The sequence below is a fragment of the Actinomadura opuntiae genome (assembly GCF_030283205.1).
Taxonomy (GTDB): Bacteria; Actinomycetota; Actinomycetes; order Streptosporangiales; family Streptosporangiaceae; genus Spirillospora.
In genome coordinates, this window is sequence record NZ_JASNWF010000009.1 from 337,578 (window position 1) to 357,476 (window position 19,899).

Annotated in this window: 24 protein-coding genes and 2 tRNA genes; 8 read left to right on the forward strand and 18 right to left on the reverse strand. The window is 69.0% G+C overall.

The window, feature by feature from the left end; genetic code table 11:
* Positions 1–9: 9 nt before the first annotated feature.
* Positions 10–1,152 (forward strand): hypothetical protein, encoded by a 1,143-nt coding sequence (locus QP089_RS21795; RefSeq protein ID WP_285913574.1) that lies wholly within the window; start codon positions 10–12, stop codon positions 1,150–1,152.
* Here QP089_RS21795 and QP089_RS21800 read toward each other — a convergent pair.
* From QP089_RS21800 to QP089_RS21820, 5 genes are all read right to left on the reverse strand, one after another.
* Positions 1,149–2,114: a sigma-70 family RNA polymerase sigma factor gene (locus QP089_RS21800; RefSeq protein ID WP_285913576.1), complete on the reverse strand. Its 966-nt coding sequence runs from the start codon at positions 2,112–2,114 to the stop codon at positions 1,149–1,151. The two genes, QP089_RS21795 and QP089_RS21800, sit on opposite strands and share 4 nt — an antisense overlap.
* A 57-nt stretch (positions 2,115–2,171) precedes the next feature.
* Positions 2,172–2,555 carry an SgcJ/EcaC family oxidoreductase gene (locus tag QP089_RS21805; protein ID WP_285913577.1) on the reverse strand — a complete coding sequence of 128 codons (384 nt, stop codon included), beginning with the start codon at positions 2,553–2,555 and terminating at the stop codon, positions 2,172–2,174.
* 117 nt (positions 2,556–2,672) lie between these two features.
* Entirely contained in the window at positions 2,673–3,083 is a 411-nt protein-coding gene (locus QP089_RS21810; protein ID WP_285913578.1) for a VOC family protein, read from the reverse strand.
* An 86-nt stretch (positions 3,084–3,169) separates the two neighbouring features.
* The gene (locus QP089_RS21815) at positions 3,170–4,105 is read right to left on the reverse strand and encodes a DUF5996 family protein (protein ID WP_285913579.1); all 936 of its coding nucleotides are present in this window, start codon (positions 4,103–4,105) and stop codon (positions 3,170–3,172) included.
* 107 nt (positions 4,106–4,212) lie between these two features.
* Entirely contained in the window at positions 4,213–4,800 is a 588-nt protein-coding gene (locus QP089_RS21820; protein ID WP_285913580.1) for a TetR/AcrR family transcriptional regulator, read from the reverse strand.
* 47 nt (positions 4,801–4,847) lie between these two features.
* Here QP089_RS21820 and QP089_RS21825 point away from each other — a divergent pair, with 47 nt between their 5' ends.
* Positions 4,848–5,072: a thioesterase, FlK family gene (locus tag QP089_RS21825; protein WP_285913581.1), complete on the forward strand. Its 225-nt coding sequence runs from the start codon at positions 4,848–4,850 to the stop codon at positions 5,070–5,072.
* 6 nt (positions 5,073–5,078) lie between these two features.
* Here the strand turns inward: QP089_RS21825 and QP089_RS21830 are convergent, their stop codons facing one another.
* On the reverse strand, positions 5,079–5,636 hold the full coding sequence (locus tag QP089_RS21830; protein ID WP_285913665.1) for a carboxymuconolactone decarboxylase family protein: 558 nt from the start codon (positions 5,634–5,636) through the stop codon (positions 5,079–5,081).
* A gap of 36 nt (positions 5,637–5,672) precedes the next feature.
* On the reverse strand, positions 5,673–6,485 hold the full coding sequence (locus tag QP089_RS21835; protein ID WP_285913582.1) for an SAM-dependent methyltransferase: 813 nt from the start codon (positions 6,483–6,485) through the stop codon (positions 5,673–5,675).
* 132 nt (positions 6,486–6,617) lie between these two features.
* Here QP089_RS21835 and QP089_RS21840 point away from each other — a divergent pair, with 132 nt between their 5' ends.
* The 3 genes from QP089_RS21840 to QP089_RS21850 all read left to right on the forward strand — a co-directional run bounded on the left by QP089_RS21840 (position 6,618) and on the right by QP089_RS21850 (position 8,195).
* Positions 6,618–7,415, forward strand: a complete 798-nt coding sequence (locus QP089_RS21840) for an SAM-dependent methyltransferase (RefSeq protein ID WP_285913583.1) — start codon at positions 6,618–6,620, stop codon at positions 7,413–7,415.
* Positions 7,412–7,777, forward strand: a complete 366-nt coding sequence (locus QP089_RS21845) for a YciI family protein (RefSeq protein WP_285913584.1) — start codon at positions 7,412–7,414, stop codon at positions 7,775–7,777. Before QP089_RS21840 ends, QP089_RS21845 begins: the two co-directional genes overlap by 4 nt.
* 91 nt (positions 7,778–7,868) lie before the next feature.
* Positions 7,869–8,195 (forward strand): hypothetical protein, encoded by a 327-nt coding sequence (locus QP089_RS21850; RefSeq protein ID WP_285913585.1) that lies wholly within the window; start codon positions 7,869–7,871, stop codon positions 8,193–8,195.
* Positions 8,196–8,293: 98 nt separating this feature from the next.
* Here QP089_RS21850 and QP089_RS21855 read toward each other — a convergent pair.
* Positions 8,294–8,366: transfer RNA gene (locus QP089_RS21855), tRNA-Arg, on the reverse strand.
* A 193-nt stretch (positions 8,367–8,559) separates the two neighbouring features.
* Between QP089_RS21855 and QP089_RS21860 the strand changes: the two genes are divergently transcribed.
* Positions 8,560–8,994 (forward strand): hypothetical protein, encoded by a 435-nt coding sequence (locus tag QP089_RS21860; RefSeq protein ID WP_285913586.1) that lies wholly within the window; start codon positions 8,560–8,562, stop codon positions 8,992–8,994.
* Between the two features lie 140 nt (positions 8,995–9,134).
* Positions 9,135–9,227 (forward strand) — tRNA-Ser (locus tag QP089_RS21865).
* A gap of 160 nt (positions 9,228–9,387) precedes the next feature.
* Here QP089_RS21865 and QP089_RS21870 read toward each other — a convergent pair.
* From QP089_RS21870 to QP089_RS21890, 5 genes are all read right to left on the reverse strand, one after another.
* The gene (locus QP089_RS21870) at positions 9,388–10,890 is read right to left on the reverse strand and encodes a tyrosine-type recombinase/integrase (protein ID WP_285913587.1); all 1,503 of its coding nucleotides are present in this window, start codon (positions 10,888–10,890) and stop codon (positions 9,388–9,390) included.
* 267 nt (positions 10,891–11,157) lie between these two features.
* Positions 11,158–11,325, reverse strand: coding sequence for a hypothetical protein (locus QP089_RS21875; protein WP_285913588.1), 168 nt, complete (start codon positions 11,323–11,325; stop codon positions 11,158–11,160).
* 134 nt (positions 11,326–11,459) lie between these two features.
* Entirely contained in the window at positions 11,460–11,660 is a 201-nt protein-coding gene (locus QP089_RS21880; protein WP_285913589.1) for a helix-turn-helix domain-containing protein, read from the reverse strand.
* Positions 11,661–11,832: 172 nt separating this feature from the next.
* Positions 11,833–13,641, reverse strand: coding sequence for a relaxase/mobilization nuclease domain-containing protein (locus QP089_RS21885; RefSeq protein WP_285913590.1), 1,809 nt, complete (start codon positions 13,639–13,641; stop codon positions 11,833–11,835).
* A gap of 61 nt (positions 13,642–13,702) precedes the next feature.
* The gene (locus tag QP089_RS21890; RefSeq protein ID WP_285913591.1) at positions 13,703–14,125 is read right to left on the reverse strand and encodes a hypothetical protein; all 423 of its coding nucleotides are present in this window, start codon (positions 14,123–14,125) and stop codon (positions 13,703–13,705) included.
* Positions 14,126–14,254: 129 nt separating this feature from the next.
* Here QP089_RS21890 and QP089_RS21895 point away from each other — a divergent pair, with 129 nt between their 5' ends.
* Positions 14,255–14,485 (forward strand): hypothetical protein, encoded by a 231-nt coding sequence (locus QP089_RS21895; protein WP_285913592.1) that lies wholly within the window; start codon positions 14,255–14,257, stop codon positions 14,483–14,485.
* Positions 14,486–15,211: 726 nt separating this feature from the next.
* Here QP089_RS21895 and QP089_RS21900 read toward each other — a convergent pair.
* From QP089_RS21900 to dcm, 5 genes are all read right to left on the reverse strand, one after another.
* Positions 15,212–15,487 carry a hypothetical protein gene (locus QP089_RS21900; protein WP_285913593.1) on the reverse strand — a complete coding sequence of 92 codons (276 nt, stop codon included), beginning with the start codon at positions 15,485–15,487 and terminating at the stop codon, positions 15,212–15,214.
* 11 nt (positions 15,488–15,498) lie between these two features.
* Positions 15,499–16,014, reverse strand: coding sequence for an ATP-binding protein (locus QP089_RS21905; RefSeq protein WP_353070600.1), 516 nt, complete (start codon positions 16,012–16,014; stop codon positions 15,499–15,501).
* Positions 16,015–16,265: 251 nt separating this feature from the next.
* Entirely contained in the window at positions 16,266–16,514 is a 249-nt protein-coding gene (locus QP089_RS21910; RefSeq protein WP_353070601.1) for a DUF397 domain-containing protein, read from the reverse strand.
* Positions 16,486–17,349 carry a helix-turn-helix domain-containing protein gene (locus tag QP089_RS21915; RefSeq protein ID WP_285913595.1) on the reverse strand — a complete coding sequence of 288 codons (864 nt, stop codon included), beginning with the start codon at positions 17,347–17,349 and terminating at the stop codon, positions 16,486–16,488. The genes QP089_RS21910 and QP089_RS21915 overlap by 29 nt, the downstream gene beginning before the upstream one ends.
* A 508-nt stretch (positions 17,350–17,857) precedes the next feature.
* The gene (gene dcm, locus QP089_RS21920) at positions 17,858–19,750 is read right to left on the reverse strand and encodes a DNA (cytosine-5-)-methyltransferase (RefSeq protein ID WP_285913596.1); all 1,893 of its coding nucleotides are present in this window, start codon (positions 19,748–19,750) and stop codon (positions 17,858–17,860) included.
* Positions 19,751–19,899: the final 149 nt, after the last annotated feature.

Below are 19,899 nucleotides of genomic sequence, written 5' to 3' on the forward strand. Positions count from 1 at the left end.
CTCGCCTGGATGGACTCCTCCCTCTATGTCCTGGTGGAGGATCTGCGCGGCGTGCGGGCCGCGCAGATTCTGGCGCACGGGGTCTCGTCCCTCACGGTCGGCGCGGCCTACCATCGCGCCCGCGATGTGACGCCCCACGGCCGTTCCCGCGTCACTTTCCGCCACGACGGTGTCCACTTCCCGGTCGACGGCCACTTCGACGGGCTCCGGCTCGTCCCGCCCGTCCGCGAGGGCGCGGAGGAGCGGCCGCTTCGCGCGCTGCGCGAGGAGACCCGCGCGCTCGGCGTCCCCCTGCACGGCTGGGGGGTGTTCCTGCACAACACCACGCTCGGCCTTGCGTTCCCGGACGTCACGCAGCAGAACTGCTTCGGCGACCGCGCCGCGCCCGCCGACCTGTGCCCGTCCCACCCGGACGTCCGCGCCTACGCCGCCGCCCTCGGCCGCGCCATCGCCCGCCAGGGCATGGACTCCGTCGTCGCCGAATCCCTCCATTTCGGGACGTTCGGCCACGGCTACCACCACGAACGGTCGTTCGTGGACCTCGGCCCGGCCGCCGAGTTCGCCCTCGGCCTCTGCTTCTGCGACCACTGCCGCCGCCGCGTCCCCCGCGCGGACGCGGCCCGCGACGCGGCGTCCGGGCTCGCGGCGTCCGTGCTGGACGGCGGCCCGCCCATCGAGGAGATCCCGGACGTCCTCGCCGAATACGCCCGAGCGCGGACGCCGATCGTCACGTCCCTGGCCGCGGAGGTCGCCGAAGCCGTCGCGGCGGAAGGCTCCCAGCTCACCTTCATCGACCTCACCGGCGCCACGAAGGGCTACGCGGACGGCCGCCCCACCGGTGCCCCGGCCGCCGCCGACGCCTGGAAGCTCGGCATCGACCCCGCCTCGCTGGCGGGCGTCGTCCCGTCCTACGCCATCCTCTGCTACGCCCGGGAGAGCGGCCGGATAGCCGAGGACGTCACCGCCTACCGCGCCGCCCTCGGCCCCGACACCGCCCTGCGGGCCGTGCTGCGGCCGGGCCATCCCGACACCGTGTCCGCCGAGCACCTGGCGGCCAAGACCGAGGCCGCCCGCACCGCCGGCGCCGACACCGTCGACTTCTACCAGTACGGCCTGGTCCCGCTTCCCGTCCTCGACCGCATCAAGGGCTAGCCTTCCCGCGCGGTGTCCAGGACCGGGGGCAGGTCGAAGGCCGCGAACACCCGCGCGTCCTGGAAGACGACGTTGCGCGCGATGCCCCGCGGCGTCACGGTGAAGACCTGGAGCGTGTGCAGCAGGTAGGCGCCGCCGTCGCCCCGATGGTAGGCGGCGACGGCGGGCTGCGTGTTCGCCGCCGTCCGGACCAACCGCCAGTCGGGGCCGTTCATCTCGAAGACCCGCTCCATGAACCGGCCGTAGGAGTCCCGGCCGAGGTACCAGAGCGGGACCGGCGGCATCTCCATCACCGCGTCCTCGGTCAGCAGCGCGACGAGCCCGGCCACGTCGGCGGCCTCGAACGACCGGACGTAGCGGTCCACGAGCGCGTCCACCGCGTCGCCCGGCTCGGCGACCTCGTCCTCGGCCGGGGACGCGCCCTCCAGCCCGGTGCGGGCCCGCTGCAGCGCGCTGTTCACCGCGGCCGGGGTCGTCTCCAGCAGCGCGGCGACCTCGGCGGCCGGGAACTCCAGCACGTCGCGGAGGATGAGCACCGCGCGCTGCTTCGGCGGCAGCACCTGCATCGCCGCGATCAGCGCCAGCCGCAGGGTGCCGCGCCGGACTGCCCGCACCGCAGGGTCGTCGAGCAGCGCGTCCGGGAACGGCTGGAGCCAAGGGACGTCCAGCGCCGGGACGAGCGGCGCGCCCGGATCGTCGCTCGGGCCGCCGAGGCCCGACGGCAGCGGGCGCCGCGCCCGGCCCTCCAGCGCCGTCAGGCACGCGTTCGTCGCGATCTTGTAGAGCCAGGTCCGGACGGACGCCCGCCCCGCGTCGTAGCGCTCCCGGGCCCGCCACGCGCGCAGCATCGTCTCCTGGACCAGGTCCTCGGCCTCGTGCACCGAGCCCAGCATCCGGTAGCAGTGCACCAGGAGCTCGCGCCGGTGCGGCCCCACCCGCGCCTCGAAATCCTCGTCGATCAACCGGTCCTCCTCCGGAACGCCCGCGGTCCCGCCGGGGCGGGGCCGCGGGCGGCCGTGTCAGCGCACGGGCGTGTTGGTGTAGGCGGAGATGAGCCATTCGCCGTTCCGCCTGGCCAGCACCCAGGTGGCCCGGACCTCGCGGTCGGGCGGCACCTCGGACTGCCCGGCCATGATGATGCCGGAATTGCTGACGATGACGGCGGTGTCGCCGTCCACCCGCACGTCCTGCGGTTCGTCGACGGCGCGGGACCCCTTCAGCGGCCCCGCGAAGGACTGGGCCATGAAGTCGCGCACCGCCGACCGTCCCTGGTGGAAGACTCCGGGCATCACCACGGTGGCGTCCTCCACGTACAGGTCGGCGAACGCGTCGGCGTCGTTGTCGGCCCAGGCCTTGTACAGGCGGTCGAGCACGGAGCGCACCTCGGACTCATTGGCATCCATCGAAGATCCCTTCCTGTCGCGGCGCCCGACGCGGGGCCGGGCGCCGTCCGGTCGATGGATGTACCTGCCGGATGCCGCCCATTCATCGCTTCCCGCGCAGAAATCTCGGCGACCTCGCTACCGGGACGCCGGCGGATCGGCGAAGATCCCCTGGAGCATCCCGGTGGCCTGCCCGACCTCGATGAGGTAGCCGTCCGGATCGCGCATGTAGCAGCGGATCTCCGCCTTGCGGTCCAACGGCTCGGTGAGGAACTCGACGCCCTTGGCCTTGGCGTCCGCATAGAAGGCCTCGATGTCGGCCACCCGGACGTTCATGAATGTCGACACCGGGTCGCCGGGCGAGGGCGGGCTTAGGACGATGTCCGGCTTGTCCGGGGTCGGCCCGCCGCCCGGGTTCATGATGATCCAGCTGTTCGCCACCCGGACGGTCGCCGGGTTCTCCTCCAGGATCACCTCGCCGCCGAGGACGTTCACATAGAACTCCTTGGAGACGTCCACATCCCGGACGGTCAGGAACTGAGTGACCACGAGCCCTTGGCTCGGCGCGGGAAAACCATCGTGATCCGGCATTCCGATCCCCTTTCTTGGTCCGCTTCGTCCGCGCTCGGTCCGCGTCAGACGTGGTGGCGGGTCCAGCGGTGGGGGTCGTCCTCCAGCGTGGCGCGGTCCCAGTTCCCGCGTACGGCGGCGGCCTCATAGGTGCTGTGCAGGAACGCCGACAGGGTCGCGTCGGGATCGTCCGCCGCGGCGACCGCCTCGTACGGCAGCAGGAACTGGCCGTTCTCGGGGCTGTAGTACGCCGCGTCCGGTGCCACCGGATACTCGGCGAACCCGTCCGGCTCGGGATAGGCGTAGGCGTAGAACGCCCCTTCCTCCAGACCGGGCCAGAAGCCGCAGCTGCTCAGCTCCCGCGAGTACCCCTCCACCATCACCCAGTCGCCGCAGTTGGGCGCCCCGCCCGGATGCCGCGGCGCGGTGCGTCCGGAGAACCGGGTGCAGGCCAGGTCCATCGCGCCCCAGAAGAAGTGCACCGGGCTCACCTTGCCGACGAAATGGGACCGGAACTCCCCGATGACCCGGTTCGCCTCCAGCAGCTGCCGCCAGAAGAGTTGCGCGGCCCGCGGATCGTAGGACGCGTGCTGGCGGTCGTCGGCGAACGGGATCGACGGCTCCACCTCGTTGGGCCGCGCCTGGATCGTCGTCTCGATCCCCAGCCCGACGAGGTGGTCCATGGTCTCGGCGTAGAAGTCGGCCACCGGCTTCGGCTCCAGCGCGACGCCGCGCTCCTCGCCGTGGCTGCTGCGGATGCGCAGCCGGTGGTCGACGAAGTCGAACTCCAGGTCGAACGCCCCGTCCCGGTAGGGGATCGCCGAGGTCGTCAGCCCGCGCGGGCTCACGTACAGCGTGACCTGCCACCAGTGGTTCACCAGCGGCGCGTGCGCCATCCGGATCTTCCCGACGATCTGGGTCCACATGTGCAGGGTGTCCCGGGTGTCGGTCCAGTCCGCGACCCGCAACCGCGGCCACGGCTCGTGCCTGCGCTCCCCCACTGGGCCCCCTCGACCGAACGTGCGTCCGCGGGCGCTGGGGACCGCCCGGCTCCTACGGACGCCGTCCTACCCGGCCCTCTTGCGGGCAATCGTCGGCGAAGCGCCCCTCAGCCCGCCGGGGCGGGGGCGATCATGCGGTCGATGAGGACGTGCAGGTAGGTGCGGAAACGCGCGATCTCGTCGGGGCGGCGCGGCTCCGACCGCCCGCGCGCCCCCGGCAGCCCGCCCGACAGGAACCCGAACACGCACCACACCACCGTCCGGACGAGCAGGTCGACGGCCACGTCCGGCGGCACCACGCCCGCCACGACCTCCGCGACCAGCGCGTCCTGCGGATCGACGTAGTCGCCCTCCAGCCCGTCGGCGTCGGCGGCGTCGCCCATCCAGCGGTGCATCCAGAGGGCGACGATCTCCGGGTTCGCGACGTAGAAGTCGAGGTACAGGTCGATCACCCGGTGCGCGCCCGCCGGGTCGGGCGTGTACGCGGCGAGCGCGCTCTCCAGCATCTCCTGCTCGGCACGGTACGCGCGGTCCATCACCCGCCGGTACAGCCCGTTCTTGCCGCCCGCGGCGGCCACCGCGGCGCGGCCGCCGCCGCCCGCCGCGTCCGCGATCAGCTCGATGCCGGTCGAGTCGTAGCCCAGCTCCGCGAACAGCCGGGTCGCCACCGCGATGATCCGCTCTTCGTCCTCCACATTCGTCACACTAGGTGATGGTGTCGTCACGGCGTTAGGGTGGTCGGGTGCGTTACGAGGTGGCCGTCCGCGTCGAGCACCTGCGCGCCACGCCGGTCGGCGGCACCGTCGAGGTCACCGCGGACCCGCCGGCGGACGCGTCCGGCCGCCGGCTCACCTTCGCGGTCCGGGCCGTCGACGATTCCGGGACGGTCGTCGCGGCGGGCGAGATCGAGCGCGCGGTCGTGGACCGCGACCGTTTCCTCCGGGCGCTGGAGCGGCCCGGCGCGTGACCGGGGTCAGCGGGGCAGGGCGCCGTATCCGTGCACGGTGATCCGTTCGGCCATCCGCGCATAGTCGCCCGGATCGGACGGCACGCTGGTGCCCAGGCCGTCCACGTACCGGTTGTACATGCAGAACGCGGCGGCGATGAGGACGGTGTCGTGGATCTCCACGTCGGTGGCCCCGGCGTGGCGCGCGGCCGCGACGTGCTCGTCGGCCACCTCGCGGCCGCCCCGCTGCACGGCGGCGGCGAGGCCCAGCAGCGCCCTCAGCTTGTCGGACACCGGCGCCACCGCCAGGTTGGCGTGGACCTGCCGCACCAGGGACATGCCGCCGGGCAACTGGGCGGCGGCGCACGCCCCGTGGGACGAGGCGCAGAAGTCGCAGCCGTTCAGTTCCGAGACATAGGCCGCGATCAGCTCGCGCTCACCGCGCTCCAGCGGGCTCGGCCCCCGCAGCAGGGTCTCCGCCAGCGCCGCGAGCGGCCCGGCCGTCTCCGGCCGGAACGCCAGCAGGGACGGCAGTCCGGGAACGCCGTCGTCCAGTTCGATGTGCGCCAAGGATCGCCTCCACAGACCGGTACAAGTACCTCGATCCTCTAACGAACACGATTAGCGCGACAGTTTTCTCGCGACTCCACAAAACGTCATGGTCTCCTGCGGCTCGCCCCACAGGTTGGGCTCCGGACGCCAGCGCGAGCAGGACACCACCCCCGGCTCGACCAGCTCCAGCCCCTCGAACAGCCCCGCGATCTCCCGGGCCGTCCGCGCCCTGATCGGATGCGGGGTGCCGCTGCCGTTCCACGCCTCCACCGCGTGGTGCGTCACCTCGACGTCCAGGCACGCGTGGGACAGCGCCACGAAACTCCCCGGCGCCAGGGCCCCGGTCAGCCGCCGGACGATGCTCCGCGCCTCCTCGTCGTCGACGATCAGATGCAGCAGGGCCAGCATCAGCAGCGCGACGGGTTCGCCGAAGTCCAGCGTCGCCGCGGCCTCCTCCAGGATCCGCTCCGGATTGCGCACGTCCGCGTCGATGTAGCTGGTCGCGCCCTCCGGCGAACTGGTCAGGAGCGCCCGCGCGTGGACGAGCACCAGCGGATCGTTGTCGACGTAGACGACCCGCGACTCCGGCGCCGCCCGCTGCGCGATCTCATGGGTGTTGTCGGCGGTGGGCAGCCCGGTGCCGACGTCCAGGAACTGCCGCACGCCCTCGTCCACCAGGTGCCGGACGCACCGTCCGAGGAACAGCCGGTCCGTCCGCGCCGCCGCGACCACGCCGGGGACCTGCCGGGCGACGCGCTCTCCCGCCTCCCGGTCCACCTCGTAGTGGTCCTTGCCGCCGAGCCAGTAGTCCCAGACCCGCGCCGACACCGGCCGGTCCGCGGCGCCGTCACGCCCCGGACGGTCCACAGGGTCAGAGCTCATGTTCTCCTCCACGGGCGTGCGCTACCGAGAGTAACGCCCGGCCAGAAGAGCACGTTCCTTCAAGCCGGGGCGGCGTTCTTGCGCGCTTCGGGGAAGGAAAAGCGGAGAGACGCCTTGAGACCAGGAGCCGGCATGGACCCACAGCCCGAGATCGACACCACCGTGCCGCATTCGGCGCGGATCTGGAACTTCCTGCTGGGCGGCAAGGACAACTACCCCGTCGACCGCGCGGCGGGCGAGAACGTCTTCCGCACCTTCCCCGGGATGGTCGAAACGGCCCGCCAGTCCCGGTACATGCTCACGCGCGTGGTGCGCTACCTGGCGGCGGAGGCCGGGATCCGCCAGTTCCTGGACATCGGCACCGGCCTGCCCACCATGGACAACACCCACGAGGTCGCGCAGCGGGTCGCACCCGAGGCCCGCATCGTCTACGTCGACAACGACCCCCTCGTCCTCGTCCAGGCCAAGGCCCTGCTGAACAGCAGCCCCGAAGGCGCCACCGACTACATCGAGGCGGACGTCCGCGACCCCGAGCCGATCCTGGCCGAGGCCGCCAGGACACTGGACTTCGACCGGCCCGTCGCGCTCATGCTCATGGGCATCCTCGGCCTGGTGGCCGACTACGACCAGGCCCGCTCCATCGTGACCCGCCTCGTCGCCCCCCTGGCGCCGGGCAGCCACCTCGCCGTCTACGACGGCACCAACGACGACCCCGACTACGTGCAGGCCATCGAGGCCTTCAACTCCGGCAGCGGCGCCGTCCCCTACACCCCGCGCAGCCCCGAGCAGATCGCCCGCTACCTCGACGGCCTCGAACTGGTAGAACCCGGAGTCGTCCCCGTAACACAATGGCGTCCCGACTCCCGCTCCGCCTTCCACAACGTCGCCTGCACGGGCGGTGTGGCCCGCAAACCCGTGGAGGAACGGTGAAGCACTACCTGCTCAGCATCCAGCAGCCCGACGGGGACCCGCCCCCGCCGGAGATCCTGGAGCCGATCACCCGCGACCTCGCGGCCTTCAACCGGGAACTCCAGGACGCCGGCGCCTGGGTCTTCGCAGGCGGCCTGCACCTCGCCCACAACGCCGTCGTGGCCCGCCCGGAAGCCGGCGAGGTCCTCATCACGGACGGCCCGTACGCCGAAGGCAAAGAACACGTCGGCGGCCTGTCCATCATCAGGGCCCCCGACCTCGACACCGCCCTCGAATGGGCCCGCAAACTGGCCCGCGCCACCACCCTCCCCGTAGAACTCCGCGAGTTCCAAGCCCTCGCTACGGACGGGAGTGCCGGGTAACATCCCGGCAATCGACCGTGGCAGCCAAGGGGTTGTGCTCATGTCCCGCCCACCCGCACCCCCCGGCGGCCGCCCGCGGGCGATCGCGGTAATGCTGCTGTGGCTGGCCTTCAGTGCCCTGATCCTGTTCGGGCCGATCGTGGTGTTCGTCGGTGCCAAGAGCCTCTACGACGCTCACCGGCCGATCAAGTGCGGCGGCAAGGTGATGCACCCAGACGGCCCGTACACGTGCTTCACCGGCTACGGCCCCCGCGGCTACGACGACCTCGTACGGGAGAGACACGACCGGGCAGAACAGGCACCGTACCTGCTCGCATGCGGAACCTTGGCCGTCGCCATCGGCGTCCCCGGCATCAGACGCGCTTCGCGCTACCTGGGCAACATCCAACGATGGGCGACCTCACTGAAGCCCGAATAACCCCACGCCAACGACAAGCAAGCAGCCGAGGGCCCTCCGGCCCGCAGCCCCAACACAGAAGGCCCCTTCCACAACCGGAAGGGGCCTTCTACCTGCTGCGCACCCGAAGGGATTCGAACCCCTAACCTTCTGATCCGTAGTCAGATGCTCTATCCATTGAGCTACGGGTGCCCGTCCGGAGCCAACTGTACCGGCTCCCGGCACCGGACCGCGAATCGGCGGCCGGGGAGACGCGATCGGCGGTGTGAGCCGGGTCACGGAACCGTCTGTGGCGAAGTAGCGCCAAAGGTGTAATCGAGACGGATGTGGCCACTGCGGTCTACCCTCGTCCGAAGTCCCAAAACCCCCCTGAAGGAGAAGGTTCATGCGCATGTCTGCCGCCAAGCTCGTCGGCGCCCTGGCCATCGGTGGCGTGCTTCTCGGCTCCACGGCCTGCGGCCCGGTGGACTCCATCACCGGCGGCGGCAAGAAGAAGACCGCCTGCAAGAACATCGAGACCGAGCTGAAGAGCGTCGCCTCCAGCGGCGGCTCGGCCACCGGTTCCGGCGGCGCCGAGTCGACGGCCCAGACGTTCTCGGACGCGGCCACCAAGATCCGCAGCGAGGGCCAGAACGCCGGCGGCGACGTCGAGACGGCCGCGAGCGCGTTCGCCGGCGACCTCGACGAGACCGCCGCCACGCTCCGCAAGCTCAGCTCCGGCAACCTGTCCGGCGGCACGCCCAACTTCTCGCAGATGCAGCAGCACGGCGAGGACCTGGGCAAGGCCTGCGGCTACACCGGCTTCCGCATCGGCGGCTGACCGGCGGCGCTTCGCTCCCGCGGCCCCGGGAGCGATTCGCCGGCCACCTCGCCGCCGCCACGGTATGCTTCAGTGCCTCAGGCCAGACTTTGCCGGTGGGTACGCCGAACCGGTACCCTGTGCTGAGCCTGATGGCTCCTGGAGGATTCGCCTAGTCCGGTCTATGGCGCCGCACTGCTAATGCGGTTTGGGTTTACCGCCCATCCGGGGTTCAAATCCCCGATCCTCCGCCACCTGACCAGGGACTTCGCCCGAGATTGCGATCTTGGACGAAGTCCCTGTCGCGTTCCAGATGTCCGTTTTGTTGGCCCTGGATAGCACGTGGTGAGCACGAGATGTCGCGGCGGTGTCACCGAGCCCAGGTCAGAGCCCCGAAGGGGATCATCGGCACGACTACCCTGCGTGTTCGGTTCGCCTCCTGCGCCGGTCCGCCAACGAGACCACGTTCACCGGCGGCTCGGCTGTCACCTCGTCGGCTGACATGAGCGGAACGACAGCGGCGACGGCCTCAGCGGCGGCCCTCGACACCTCCGGCAGGACCGAGGTGTAGGTGTCGGCGGTGAACGAATGACGCGAGTGCCCGAGCGTCTCGCTGATCACCTTCATGTCGACCTTGCCGAGCAGCGCCAGCGTGGCCGCCCCGTGCCGCAGGTCGTGGAAGCGGATCGGCGGCAGAGGGGCGCCCCGTAGCGCCCACTGCACAGCTCTTTCGCTGACGCGGTGCCGCCGCGCGATCCGGTCCGGTGCCCAGCCCTCCTCGACATGCCTCCGGCGGACCCGCCCGTGCTTCTCGATGAGGTCGTCGAACCGCGTGGAGATCCACTGAGGGCGGAGCGGTCTGCCGTCCGCCTGGGTGAACACCCGGCCCGAGTCGACCCAGACCTCCGGTCCGGCGGCGAGGCGCTCCTCTTCTTGGCGCTCGCGCCATGCCAGCAGCACCGAGATCGTCGTCGAGTCCAACGCGACCATTCGCTCGCCGGCCTCCGACTTGGTGTCGTCGTACTCGTCGTCCTCCTCGGGCAGCGTTTCCCTGATGGTGATCGTCCCCGAATCCTTCAGGTCGGTGTCCTGCCAGGACAGCCCCGCGACCTCGGCTCGTCGCAGACCGCGGAAGGCGACCAGGTGGAAGAGGGCGTACAGCCGGTCATCGACCGCGAAGTCGAGGAACGCGCCAGTCTGTGCGGGAGTCCAGACCATCACTGGGCCCGGCGCTTTGCCGGTCTCCTGCCAGCGTTGGACGCGTTCGGCGGTCCACACATACGGTTTGACCCGCCTGCCCTTGATCCGGGGCAGTTCCACGTGCTCGATCGGATTGTGTGCGAGGCGCTTGGACTTGACCGCCGAGTTCAGGGCGGACGACAGCACCGCGTGAACCTTCCTCACCCTTGCCGGTGAGATCGGCTGAGTCTGCTTGCGAGCGGGCTTGTCCCGCGAAGGGAACTTCCGAGGGGCCAGCGCCCGGGCGTCCAGCAACCGCTGGAGGAGCTCGCTCGGCTTCTCCGAGGCGGGAAGCGGCCTGTTGATCTGAAGAATGGCGTCGTAGAGGTCACGTGCATGCTTGTCGCGCAGTTCCACGAGCTTGAGGTGCCCGAGCGCCGGCGCCAGGTAGAGGCGGACGATCTCTTCATAGTCCGCATAGGTCGACTTCGCCAGACGCCGCTTGCCTGGCAGCCAGATCTTCTCCAGGTAGGAGCCGACCTTCAGGGATCGGTCGATCGGCTGGCCGAGCCGTTCCGCCGTAGCGAGTTCGTCCGCGAGGGCCGCCTGAGCGGCTCTCTGGGTGGTGAATGGACCGACGTAGGGTTGTCTTCGGCGTCCATCCGCTCCTGGGGGAGCTTCATAGCGTGCCCACCAGGAACCGTGGGTGCGCTTGGTCAGCTGCGGGCATGTCCCCAAGGCGAACTTCTTGCCGGTCTCGGGGGTGCGGCAGCCGCAGCGCTTGAACGTCGTACCTCTCAAGGCTTCTCCTCAGAACGGTCACTTCGCGGCGCCAGGGCCGAGGGACGCCTCCGTAGACGTTGGTCTAATCGTGAGGTTGCTTCTTCAGCACCTGGGACACCGCCTGAACACTCATGCCGAGCTGGTCGGCGAGCTACGTGAGCGTGAGGCCATCGGTCCGGGCTTCGCGGAACGCTTCCCGCCGGACGGCGGCGAGGCTCCCGATCACTCACGAGCGAGGGTGGCGAGAGGCTCCGTGGCACGCGCACCGGGGAGCGGCTCGAGGTGTCGGAGTTCATCGACCCCTTCGGCCAGCAGGTTCACCAGCCGTTCGAGGCGCTCGTGCGGGCGCTCGGGGAACTCAGCGCAGACCTTCGCTTTGTCATCGCTCACTCGCGGAGAGTCAACTACATGCTGGTAGATCATTTCAACGAGAGCATTGAGGCCTGGACGTCGAGGTCAGGTGCCCTAACCCCTGGATGGCGATCTCCATCGCCATCCAAGGGCGAGCGCGGCTCCCCGTCGGGCTAGGTCACGCCGAGCAGCTTGCGGAGTTCAGCGGTCGGCACCCGGTAAGCGGTACCGACTCGGATGATGCGGCACGGGAAATCGCCGCGTTTCGCCAGTTCATAGGCGTATGTGCGGGAGAGTCCCAGAGCGCGGGCTGCGGTCGTGATGCTGACGACGGTGGGAAGCGCGTCGAGGTCTTCGTGTTGCATGGTCTGCATTCGGATGCCTCCGTGTCCTGGTACGTGACGATGGCTCTGATGGAGCTTCCACGGATCTTCGAGCGCCTCTCGTTCGTATGAGCTGGTCTCGGGCCGCGGGGGTGCCGACGTCGCCTTCGCGGTCGTCTTCTTTGAAGGAAGGAGATTTGCGATCAGGGGAACGGCGGCTTCGTTACCGATGCCGCCGGCTTGGACTGGTAGATGGAGAGGGCGCAGAAGCGGCAGGTCTGCTGGGAGCCGTGGGTTGCAGTGGCGCCCACGGGTTGGGGAAGGCGGCCATGGCCAGCTGTACTTGCGTGGGCATGGCAGCCTGCGCGGCCTGTTGTGATGCGTTGGTGGGGGCGGCGGGTTGCGCTTCGCGGACGTGTGCGGCGGCTTTTCGGGCGGCGTCGGCTTGGGCTTGGCGGTGCTGGAGTCGGCGCAGCTCGGCGATGGTATCGAGCAGCGAGATGAGGTTGGCGACAAGCATCATGGCCGACACTGCCGCCCGGTTCATGGTCGAGCCGGTGAGTGCGAGGAGGCGGGCTGCGGTGCGTAGGGCGTTGCCGGCAGGGGAGGGCCGCGGGATGTGACCGTAGGGTGCGCGGGCGGCGCGGTCGTAGGTGTCGGCGGCGCGGCGGAGGTGATGGTTGCCGGTGGCTTGCGCGGCGGTGCGGAGAGCGTCGGAGGCGGCCCAGCAGGCGTCCTGGACTGCGTGAGGATTGGTGGCGAGGTAGCGACGAATGTGGGAGGTGGCGTAGGACGCGGCGCGGGCCGCGTCGTCGTAGAACGCCTGCCGCTCCTCAACGGTGAGGTCGTCAACGACGGCGGTTGGCATGTCACGCGCCCCGGGTGATGCCCAACGTTGCTGGAGGCGCGTGAGAGAGAGGTCGTCTGCGAGCCGGCTTCCTGGATGCCAGGTCGGTGCCTCGTCACCGGGCTCGGCGGGAAGGGCGACGGCGTAGCCGGTGATCTGAGCGGGGACGTACTGGCTGGAGCGGACCTTAACCAGGAGCCCGTTGTCCTGGAGCCGGTCAAGGAACTCGGCTATCGTCCGGGCCTTGTCCGCGGCGCGGCGGACGGTGGTCCGCAGCACGGCCTGCCTTGTCCGCGTGGACAGGTGTCGTCCGGACAGCGGACGGATGGTGGACGGGCTGTGGACGGAGTCGTCCGCACCTGTCCAGCGGCGGCGGAGTTTGGGCAGCGTGAGGTCGGCGGCGAGCTTGCCGCCCCCGTACCAGACCGGCTGTCCGTCCGCGTTGACATCGCCGGGTGCAGCCACCGCGTATCCGGTCAGCTCGCCCGCCGTCCGCTGGCTGAACCGCCGCCGCACCAGGACGCCATCGTCCTGGAGCCGCTCGAAGAACTCCCTCTCGCTGCCCGCACCGGCGGCCGCCGTCTGAACCTTGTGATGCAGGAAGGTACGTGAAGGTACTGGGCGGCCGCGGCGGACGGCTTTCTCGGTCTCGCCACGTTTGGGGCGGCGGGCGGCGGTCCGGTCCGCCGGCGCCGTGGACCGCAGACCGAACCGCGCCTCTACCGCCCGGCAGGCGTCCCGCACCCGGTACCCGTCGTTCCATACCTCGGGGCGGACGCCGTCCGGCCGCGCCAGCGTGGCCACGATGTGGACGTGGTCGTCGGCGTGCCGGACGGCGATCCAGCGGACGGCGTCAACGTCTCCCGCCGGGACCAGACCCGTCCGCTGCATGATCTCGCCCGCGATCTGTGCCCACTGCTCATCGGCTAGGACCGGGTCTTCAGGAGCGGCCCGCACGGCGCAATGCCAGACGGGCTTGCGGTAGTTCCGTTCACCGAGCAGCGCCAGCGGCTGGGCCAGCACACCCTCCAGATGGCGAAAGTCGCGGCGGCCGTCAGGGCGCACTGCTGGTTCCAGGTCGGCCAGGTCCCCGAAACCGGCCACGATGTGCGGGTTGAGGTGTTCGCCGTTGGTGCCCGGACCGTAGAGGTAGCGCAGCAACCCCTGGACCCGGACACCGCGCATAACCTTCCCGATCACCCTGCGGCGCTCAGCGCCGAGGCCTTCGGGACTATGACGGCTCCTGTCATGGCAGCCGCCTTCTCAGCTCGTCGGCCAGCTCATCCAGCTTGCGGATCGTCTGCGCGGCGGCGCGGGCGTACCACTGGATCGTCGAGGACACCTCTCCTGAGTTCAGTGCGGCGACCGCCTGGTTGAGGTTGACGCCGATCCGGTGCGCCTGACCGCGCACCTGCATGACGGCCTGCAGTACCTCGCGCAGTTCGTTGTTCTGTGTGCGCGGCTTCCCGGTCGCTGCGGCGAGCAGCGTCAGCGCAGCCCACGCCGCGGTCGCCAAATGCTCCCGTTCGGCGGCCCTCGACACCACTGCGTGCTCGTTGTCCGACAACAGGACGTACAACACTCGCCTTCGTTTCGACCCGCTATAGGTTCGGCGGTTGCGTCGCTTCACCGTGCCCGACGCGGACTCGCCACTGCCGTGTTCGACCATTGGCCTCCTGTCCTGGGATCGCGCTCGATCCCGTCCTAGGCTGTGGACCGCGCCCGGTCCGCAGCCGATAACGCTTGCGTTTTCCATTTCTTGCCCTGCGTCAGCAGAGCCCGCGGCTAGGTTGCAGGAATGCAAGGGGAAGAGAGCGTCATTCGACTCACGCGGGACGAAGCGCTCGTCTTGTCGGAGTGGTTGGAACGGTTGCAGATGACCGACCTCGGCCGTGTCGTTGACGACTCAGCCGTCTGGGCACCGCTTCATCGGATCGCGGGAACCCTCGACAATGCACTGCCGGATCTCTTCGCCGCCGACTACGCCGAGCGTCTCGATGCCGCTCGCCGCCGCCTCCGCCCGGAGTGAGTCAGCGTTGGTCCGCCGGTGACCTGCACAGTCCAGAGGCTGCGCGGCCGCTTGCACGGTCACCGTTCATGCCGCAGGCAGGTAGGTGATTGCCGGTCCTGTTCGATCGGCTATATCGAGCACCGTAGGTCCACGCTGTCCCGGACTCCAGTTCGTTGTCCACAGTGCTGTGGACAACGGGCTCGTCCGAGAGACCTGTGCTTGCTTGCCCGTGTCGGCGTATTGAGAGCTCTGGTCGGGGGGGCTTGGTGCCTGAGCTTTCCTGCCGTGCTTTCAAGCAGAGTTGGTCGTGCAGCTCGACGGTGGGCTGCTCAGTGGCCCCGTCGATGCGAGTGGCGAGTGCGTCCATGTGAGGTGCTCTCCAGCGTCAACTGAATTCGGACCATTCGGGACCTCTCTTCTCGGTTCGGCTGAGTGCTTCAACAGCCCGGTTCGGCCGTATGCATCTCAGCTTCTCTCATCTGAAGCGCGTCAGCTACTTTAAGCACCGGCGTGGCGCGCTGTTGTTCGCAAGCATTCTGGCGTGCGCTCCAGAGCCGTCACGTGCCCTCGCCCGACCGGCCGTTGATAGCTGCCCGACGCAGGTCAGGGGCTGGCGCAGCTGTCGAGGGCAGGCACTCGCGCTACTCGCCGAACGTCATGTCCAGGTGCCCGGCTCAGGGAACGGAGGCGATCGGCGACTCCCCGGCCTGGAGGGGGAGCCGCCACCCTTCGGCGCCCGGCGTTCTACCCGGCGAACAGGTCGGCCATCGCGGCGTCCGTACGCGCAACGGCCTCACTCAGGGCATCTGCTCGACCGGCCAGGTAAGCACGATGCCGCCGATTCTTCTCCTGGCAGGCCCGGTATCGAGCCTGCCTCGCCTCCTCCGCCAAGGCATCGCGTGAGCGGGCGAAGGCCAGGCCGACCCCGTCCGCGAGTTCGCGTCCGGTCATCTCGTCGGGGACGATAAACGCGAGGAGCGGCGATTCGACCGAACGGCGTCGGGCGAGCAGGCGATGCACCGGACGCAGCCTCACGAGGCGGCTTCACGATCGAGTGCCCACGAGGCCCACACGACCTTGCCCGGCTTCGGCGCTGCGACGGGGTACCAACCCCAGGCGCCGGCGAGCATCGTCGCCAGCCGGAGGCCGCGCCCGCCTTCGTCGTTGACCCCCGTGTCGGGGACCTGCGGTCGGCCGTCCCCGGAGTCGCGGACCTCCACGATGAGGCGCTGGGCCGATATCCGGAGCTGGACGAGGATCATCGCCAGCTCGTCGAGGGCGAGCGGCTCGCTGGGTAGCTGCTCGCCCGTGATGTCGAAGGCATTGGTGACGAGTTCGGAGAGCACCTGCTGGCACTCCCAGCCGTGGTCGGCCTCCACTCCCCATGCCGACAGCTTGGCGCGTGCGAACGAACGCACCAGGGGGATCGCGGTTGGCAGGGCGGCCACCCCCACAAGCTCTCTGCAGTTACCGCCGTCGTGCAGCGGGGGCCTTGCGCCGAGAGTGGCCATGTCGGGCCGCGGGGGCGCGGTCGGTGGCACAGACATCTTTGTCGCTCCTGACTGTGAGCCTGCAGACGAACGACAGCCGGTTCTTGGAGTCCGTTGACATGCCCTCGGAAGGGCTAAGCCATACCCTCGCTCACTGACTGTCCATGCTGTGTGACAGTCATGAGTATGTGACTGTCCTTAGCGGGTCGGCAAGGAGTTCTGTGACACTGTGCATTTCTTTCGTTACCCAGACATGCAGAAAAGGGGTCGAAGTATGTCACTTCAACCCCTGCATGTATCTGGATGAGCTACGGCAGGCGGTGCCTTCCCTCCCGGATCGCTGCCAACAATGCGGCCCAGGCGCTCACCTCGAACTCCAAAACCGGCCCAGCATGGCCGGCTGCGGTGTCCCGGACGCCGACCCGACGTCCGTCGGCCCGCCCGGCCTCGACACAGTTGTTGCCCGTTCCGCTGTACGAGGACTTGCGCCACCCGACGTAGCGCTCACGACTGCTCATGGTGATCTTCCTAGTGCGAGGGGAGGGAGTCCGCGGCATCCGCCAGCATCTCGCGTGACCGCTCGGTCGACAGGGCCGCACGGACAAGGCCTCCGTACACCATCTCGAACTGCGCGGTCTGCTCCGGATCGGTGAGGACCAAGTCGGTCGTCACCGCCTCCAGAGCCACCACATCGGGATCGCCGTCGTCCGGATAGGTGTACATCGAAAACGAACATTCAGGGATGTTGTACCCAGGGATCTCAGCGTCCACAGGCAGAACCCGCACCGTCACCCGCTCGTCCTGGCGGGACAGGTCGACGATATGGCCGAGTTGCCGACGGAACACCTCCGCCGGGACCGAACGGCGACGCAACACCACCTCGTCCAGGATCACCTCGTAGGACGGGCCAGCTGGACGATGCAGCATCCGCTGCCGTCCGACCCGCCCCTTCAGCACGCCGGCGACCTCGGCATCAGGCGGCAAGGGCAACTCGGTGTTGGCCAAGCGCGTCGCGATGAACTCCTCTGTCTGCAGCAGCCCCGGAATCAGGTTCTGCTGGTATTCGCGGATGACGCTCGCGCCAGCCTCGAGGTTGGCGAACCTGGCCTGGCGCTCACCGATCCCCGACGACTCCCACCAGCCGTGCGCTGCTGCCTCCGCAGTGATCTGCACGAGCTGCGTCCACTTGTCACCCTCGACACCAAGGACATCCAGCAAGCGCTGCACATCCTCCTGGTTCGGTGCGACGTGCGCGTTCTCCAGCTTGCTGATCATCTGCCGGTACACACCCGACCGCTTGGCCAGATCCTGCGCCGAGACCCCGGCCCCCTCCCGCAGCTCGCGCAACTCCGCCGCAAGCCGCAGCCGGCGGACATACGGACTGATCAACACCCACCCCGCGTCCTCGAGAACCGACTGTCACGCCTCTAAGACATGCAGCGTATCCACGTCCGCGCCGACACGGGCGGCCTCCGCCGAGTCCCGAAATACTCTGAACGAGCATCACGCCGGGGAAAGCGAGGACGGGAGCTGAATCAACCGAAGCTCATAGCTTGGAGGTGGAAGAGTGCCGCGATGGGCCAACAGTCCTCCTGGACGTAGGTATGGAACGCCTCGTGCCAGGCTCGGAACCGAGTTATCGACCAGCTAGCCTGCACAGCTCTGACCTAGGCGAATGCCTACCTATCGGGCCCGAGACCCGCTACGACCCGGGCCCCGGTTCCCTAGCGTCGGCCCCCTGTGGCCTGGGCATGGGACACCCTAAGCTCTGTTTGACAAAGCACCCGGACGGCCCGGATCCGCAGCACGCCGTGTTGTGGCGATGCGGCCCGGCAGCTCGCGAGATCCGGCATCGTCGATGCAAAGGATTATTGGGACCTTGGACGGAGTGCGAGCGGCCCTACCCGGCCGCCTTGCGCGCACGTCGGCTTGAGCGGCGAACTGGCGCCTCGCTCCGGGGGATGAGGAGTTGGAGGGGAGGCCCGCAAAGGTCCTGCTCCGCGCGCTTCAGCTTCGTCCCTGGCCGCTCCTCGATGATCCTCATCAGCTCTCCGGCCACGGCTTGGCCTAGCGCTGGCGGCACTGCATTCGCTACCTGGAGCGGCTGCTTCCCCCTGCTTCCGCAGAAGACGTAGCCGTCGGGAAAGCCCTGGATACGAGCCGCCTCCCGGACGCTGATCGTCCTGTTCAGCACGGGATGGACGGGAAGCGCCCTGTGGCCCGCGACGATTGTCCGCGCCAGGTCCTTGTGGAGCCGCCGGTACGAGATCGGCCCCTTGCCCGGCTGGATACCAGCGATCTTGTCGATCACCTTCTGGCCGTGGTTCATCGTCGAGCCGTTGAGCAGGACCCGGCCGTCGCGGAGCATCATGTACTCGGCCTCCACCCCCGGGCCGAGCGGGAGCAGGCCAGGCCGGTCCAGAACATCCGTCACCGTGGGAGGGAACGGGCGCCCGCACCTGCAACCCGGCCTCCGATCCCCGCAGTACCCTCCCGGCGGCACGACCGGCTCATGCCCCTTCGACTTGCGGACCAGCTGTGCCGTGAAGATGATGCGCGATCGTAGCTGGGGGACGCCGTAGCTGCTCGCCTTCACCACGCGGTGGTCCGGGTGATAGTCCTTCGACCTCAGCTCGTCCTCGACCGCGTGGTGGAAGCTGACCCCCTTGATGTTGCGCATGCCGAGCACGTTCTCGATGACGACGAAGCGAGCTTCGAGCTCGGAAGCTATCCTGACCTGCTCCTTGAAGAGCGCGTTCTTCGCATCTCCGGGATCCCGCTTGCCCGCCACGGAGTAGCCCTGGCAGGGCGGTCCTCCGATTACGGCGGCTACCTCGCCGAGCGACGGCGCTACGGCCCGCAGGTGGTCTGCAGTGATCTCGCGAGCATCGCGCTCCAGTACCACGGTGCCGGGATGGTTGGCGCGGTGAGTCTGCGCGGCGTCCTTGTCCATCTCTACCGCCACCGCCACCCTGAACCCGGCCCGCTCGAATCCGAGGGCGAGGCCGCCCGCACCGGCGAAGAGCTCGACCGCTACCGGTTCGCTGCCGCGTTCGATGCTGCGCTGCCCCTCCGCGCAGAAGCTGATCAGCGGGCAACTCCTGCAGGCGGGCTTCGAGGACCCGCAGATGGCACGGCCATGGTGGATAAGGTTCACGTGGAGCCGCTGCCGGCTCCGAGCAGGCACGATCTCCTCGTACAGGGCATGATCAACCTTGCCCTTCCCGCGGGCAACCAGCCCGATCCTGTGGAAGATGCGGCTCACGTGCGTATCTACCGCAAAGACGTCACGTCCCAGCGAGTACGTCATGATGCAGCGCGCGGTCTTCGGTCCGAGGCCGGGGAGGCTCTTCAGCTCCTGGAGTACCTCGCGGTCCTTCAGTTCGCGCAGGTAGTCGAGGCTAATCCGGCCAGGCATCCCCCGCTGCGCGTTGCGCTCCTGGACCCTTGTAAGGAAGCTCTGGATGTACTCTGCTCGGCGTGCCTGGAAGCCGGCAGGACGTAGGATCTCCTCGAGTTCAGCCCTGTCCGCTTCGAGCACCTCGTTCCAGGTGGGAAAGCGAGCCCTGAGCTCCTGGAACACCCTCTGATACATAGCCTCGCGCGTCTGGACGCTCAGGAGGATGTAGATAGCTTCGGCGACCGGATCCTCGACGTTCCCCAAGGATGCAGAGCGGTAGGTGACCTCGAGAAGCTCGTCGATCCTATCGACGATAGCGCCGCGATCGAGGCCGATCGCCGCGTCTCTCCGCTGGACAGTGGCGGGACTCTCACCGCTTGCTCGGGTATCCACTCGCGGCATCCTCTCGCTCGCAGGCTGGCGCCGCTACCTCGTACGGCAACTCGACGTCCGATCCTAACAACCGAGCTTCCGCGGGCGTGGTAGCCGGGCGAGGCTAGAGGAATGGCGACGATCGCTTGATGTTAGCCGCGGGCAGCGAG

Excerpts from the sequence above, each read along its gene's own strand:
- QP089_RS21835 (WP_285913582.1), bottom strand. The coding sequence starts at position 6,485 with ATGAGCTCTGACCCTGTGGACCGTCCGGGGCGTGACGGCGCCGCGGAC.
- QP089_RS21840 (WP_285913583.1), top strand. The coding sequence starts at position 6,618 with ATGGACCCACAGCCCGAGATCGACACCACCGTGCCGCATTCGGCGCGG.
- QP089_RS21805 (WP_285913577.1), bottom strand. The coding sequence starts at position 2,555 with ATGGATGCCAATGAGTCCGAGGTGCGCTCCGTGCTCGACCGCCTGTAC.
- QP089_RS21905 (WP_353070600.1), bottom strand. The coding sequence starts at position 16,014 with ATGTCTGTGCCACCGACCGCGCCCCCGCGGCCCGACATGGCCACTCTC.
- QP089_RS21910 (WP_353070601.1), bottom strand. The coding sequence starts at position 16,514 with ATGCCGCGGACTCCCTCCCCTCGCACTAGGAAGATCACCATGAGCAGT.
- QP089_RS21795 (WP_285913574.1), top strand. The coding sequence starts at position 10 with ATGGACTCCTCCCTCTATGTCCTGGTGGAGGATCTGCGCGGCGTGCGG.
- QP089_RS21895 (WP_285913592.1), top strand. The coding sequence starts at position 14,255 with ATGCAAGGGGAAGAGAGCGTCATTCGACTCACGCGGGACGAAGCGCTC.
- QP089_RS21890 (WP_285913591.1), bottom strand. The coding sequence starts at position 14,125 with ATGGTCGAACACGGCAGTGGCGAGTCCGCGTCGGGCACGGTGAAGCGA.
- QP089_RS21885 (WP_285913590.1), bottom strand. The coding sequence starts at position 13,641 with ATGCGCGGTGTCCGGGTCCAGGGGTTGCTGCGCTACCTCTACGGTCCG.
- QP089_RS21860 (WP_285913586.1), top strand. The coding sequence starts at position 8,560 with ATGCGCATGTCTGCCGCCAAGCTCGTCGGCGCCCTGGCCATCGGTGGC.
- QP089_RS21850 (WP_285913585.1), top strand. The coding sequence starts at position 7,869 with ATGCTGCTGTGGCTGGCCTTCAGTGCCCTGATCCTGTTCGGGCCGATC.
- QP089_RS21880 (WP_285913589.1), bottom strand. The coding sequence starts at position 11,660 with ATGCAGACCATGCAACACGAAGACCTCGACGCGCTTCCCACCGTCGTC.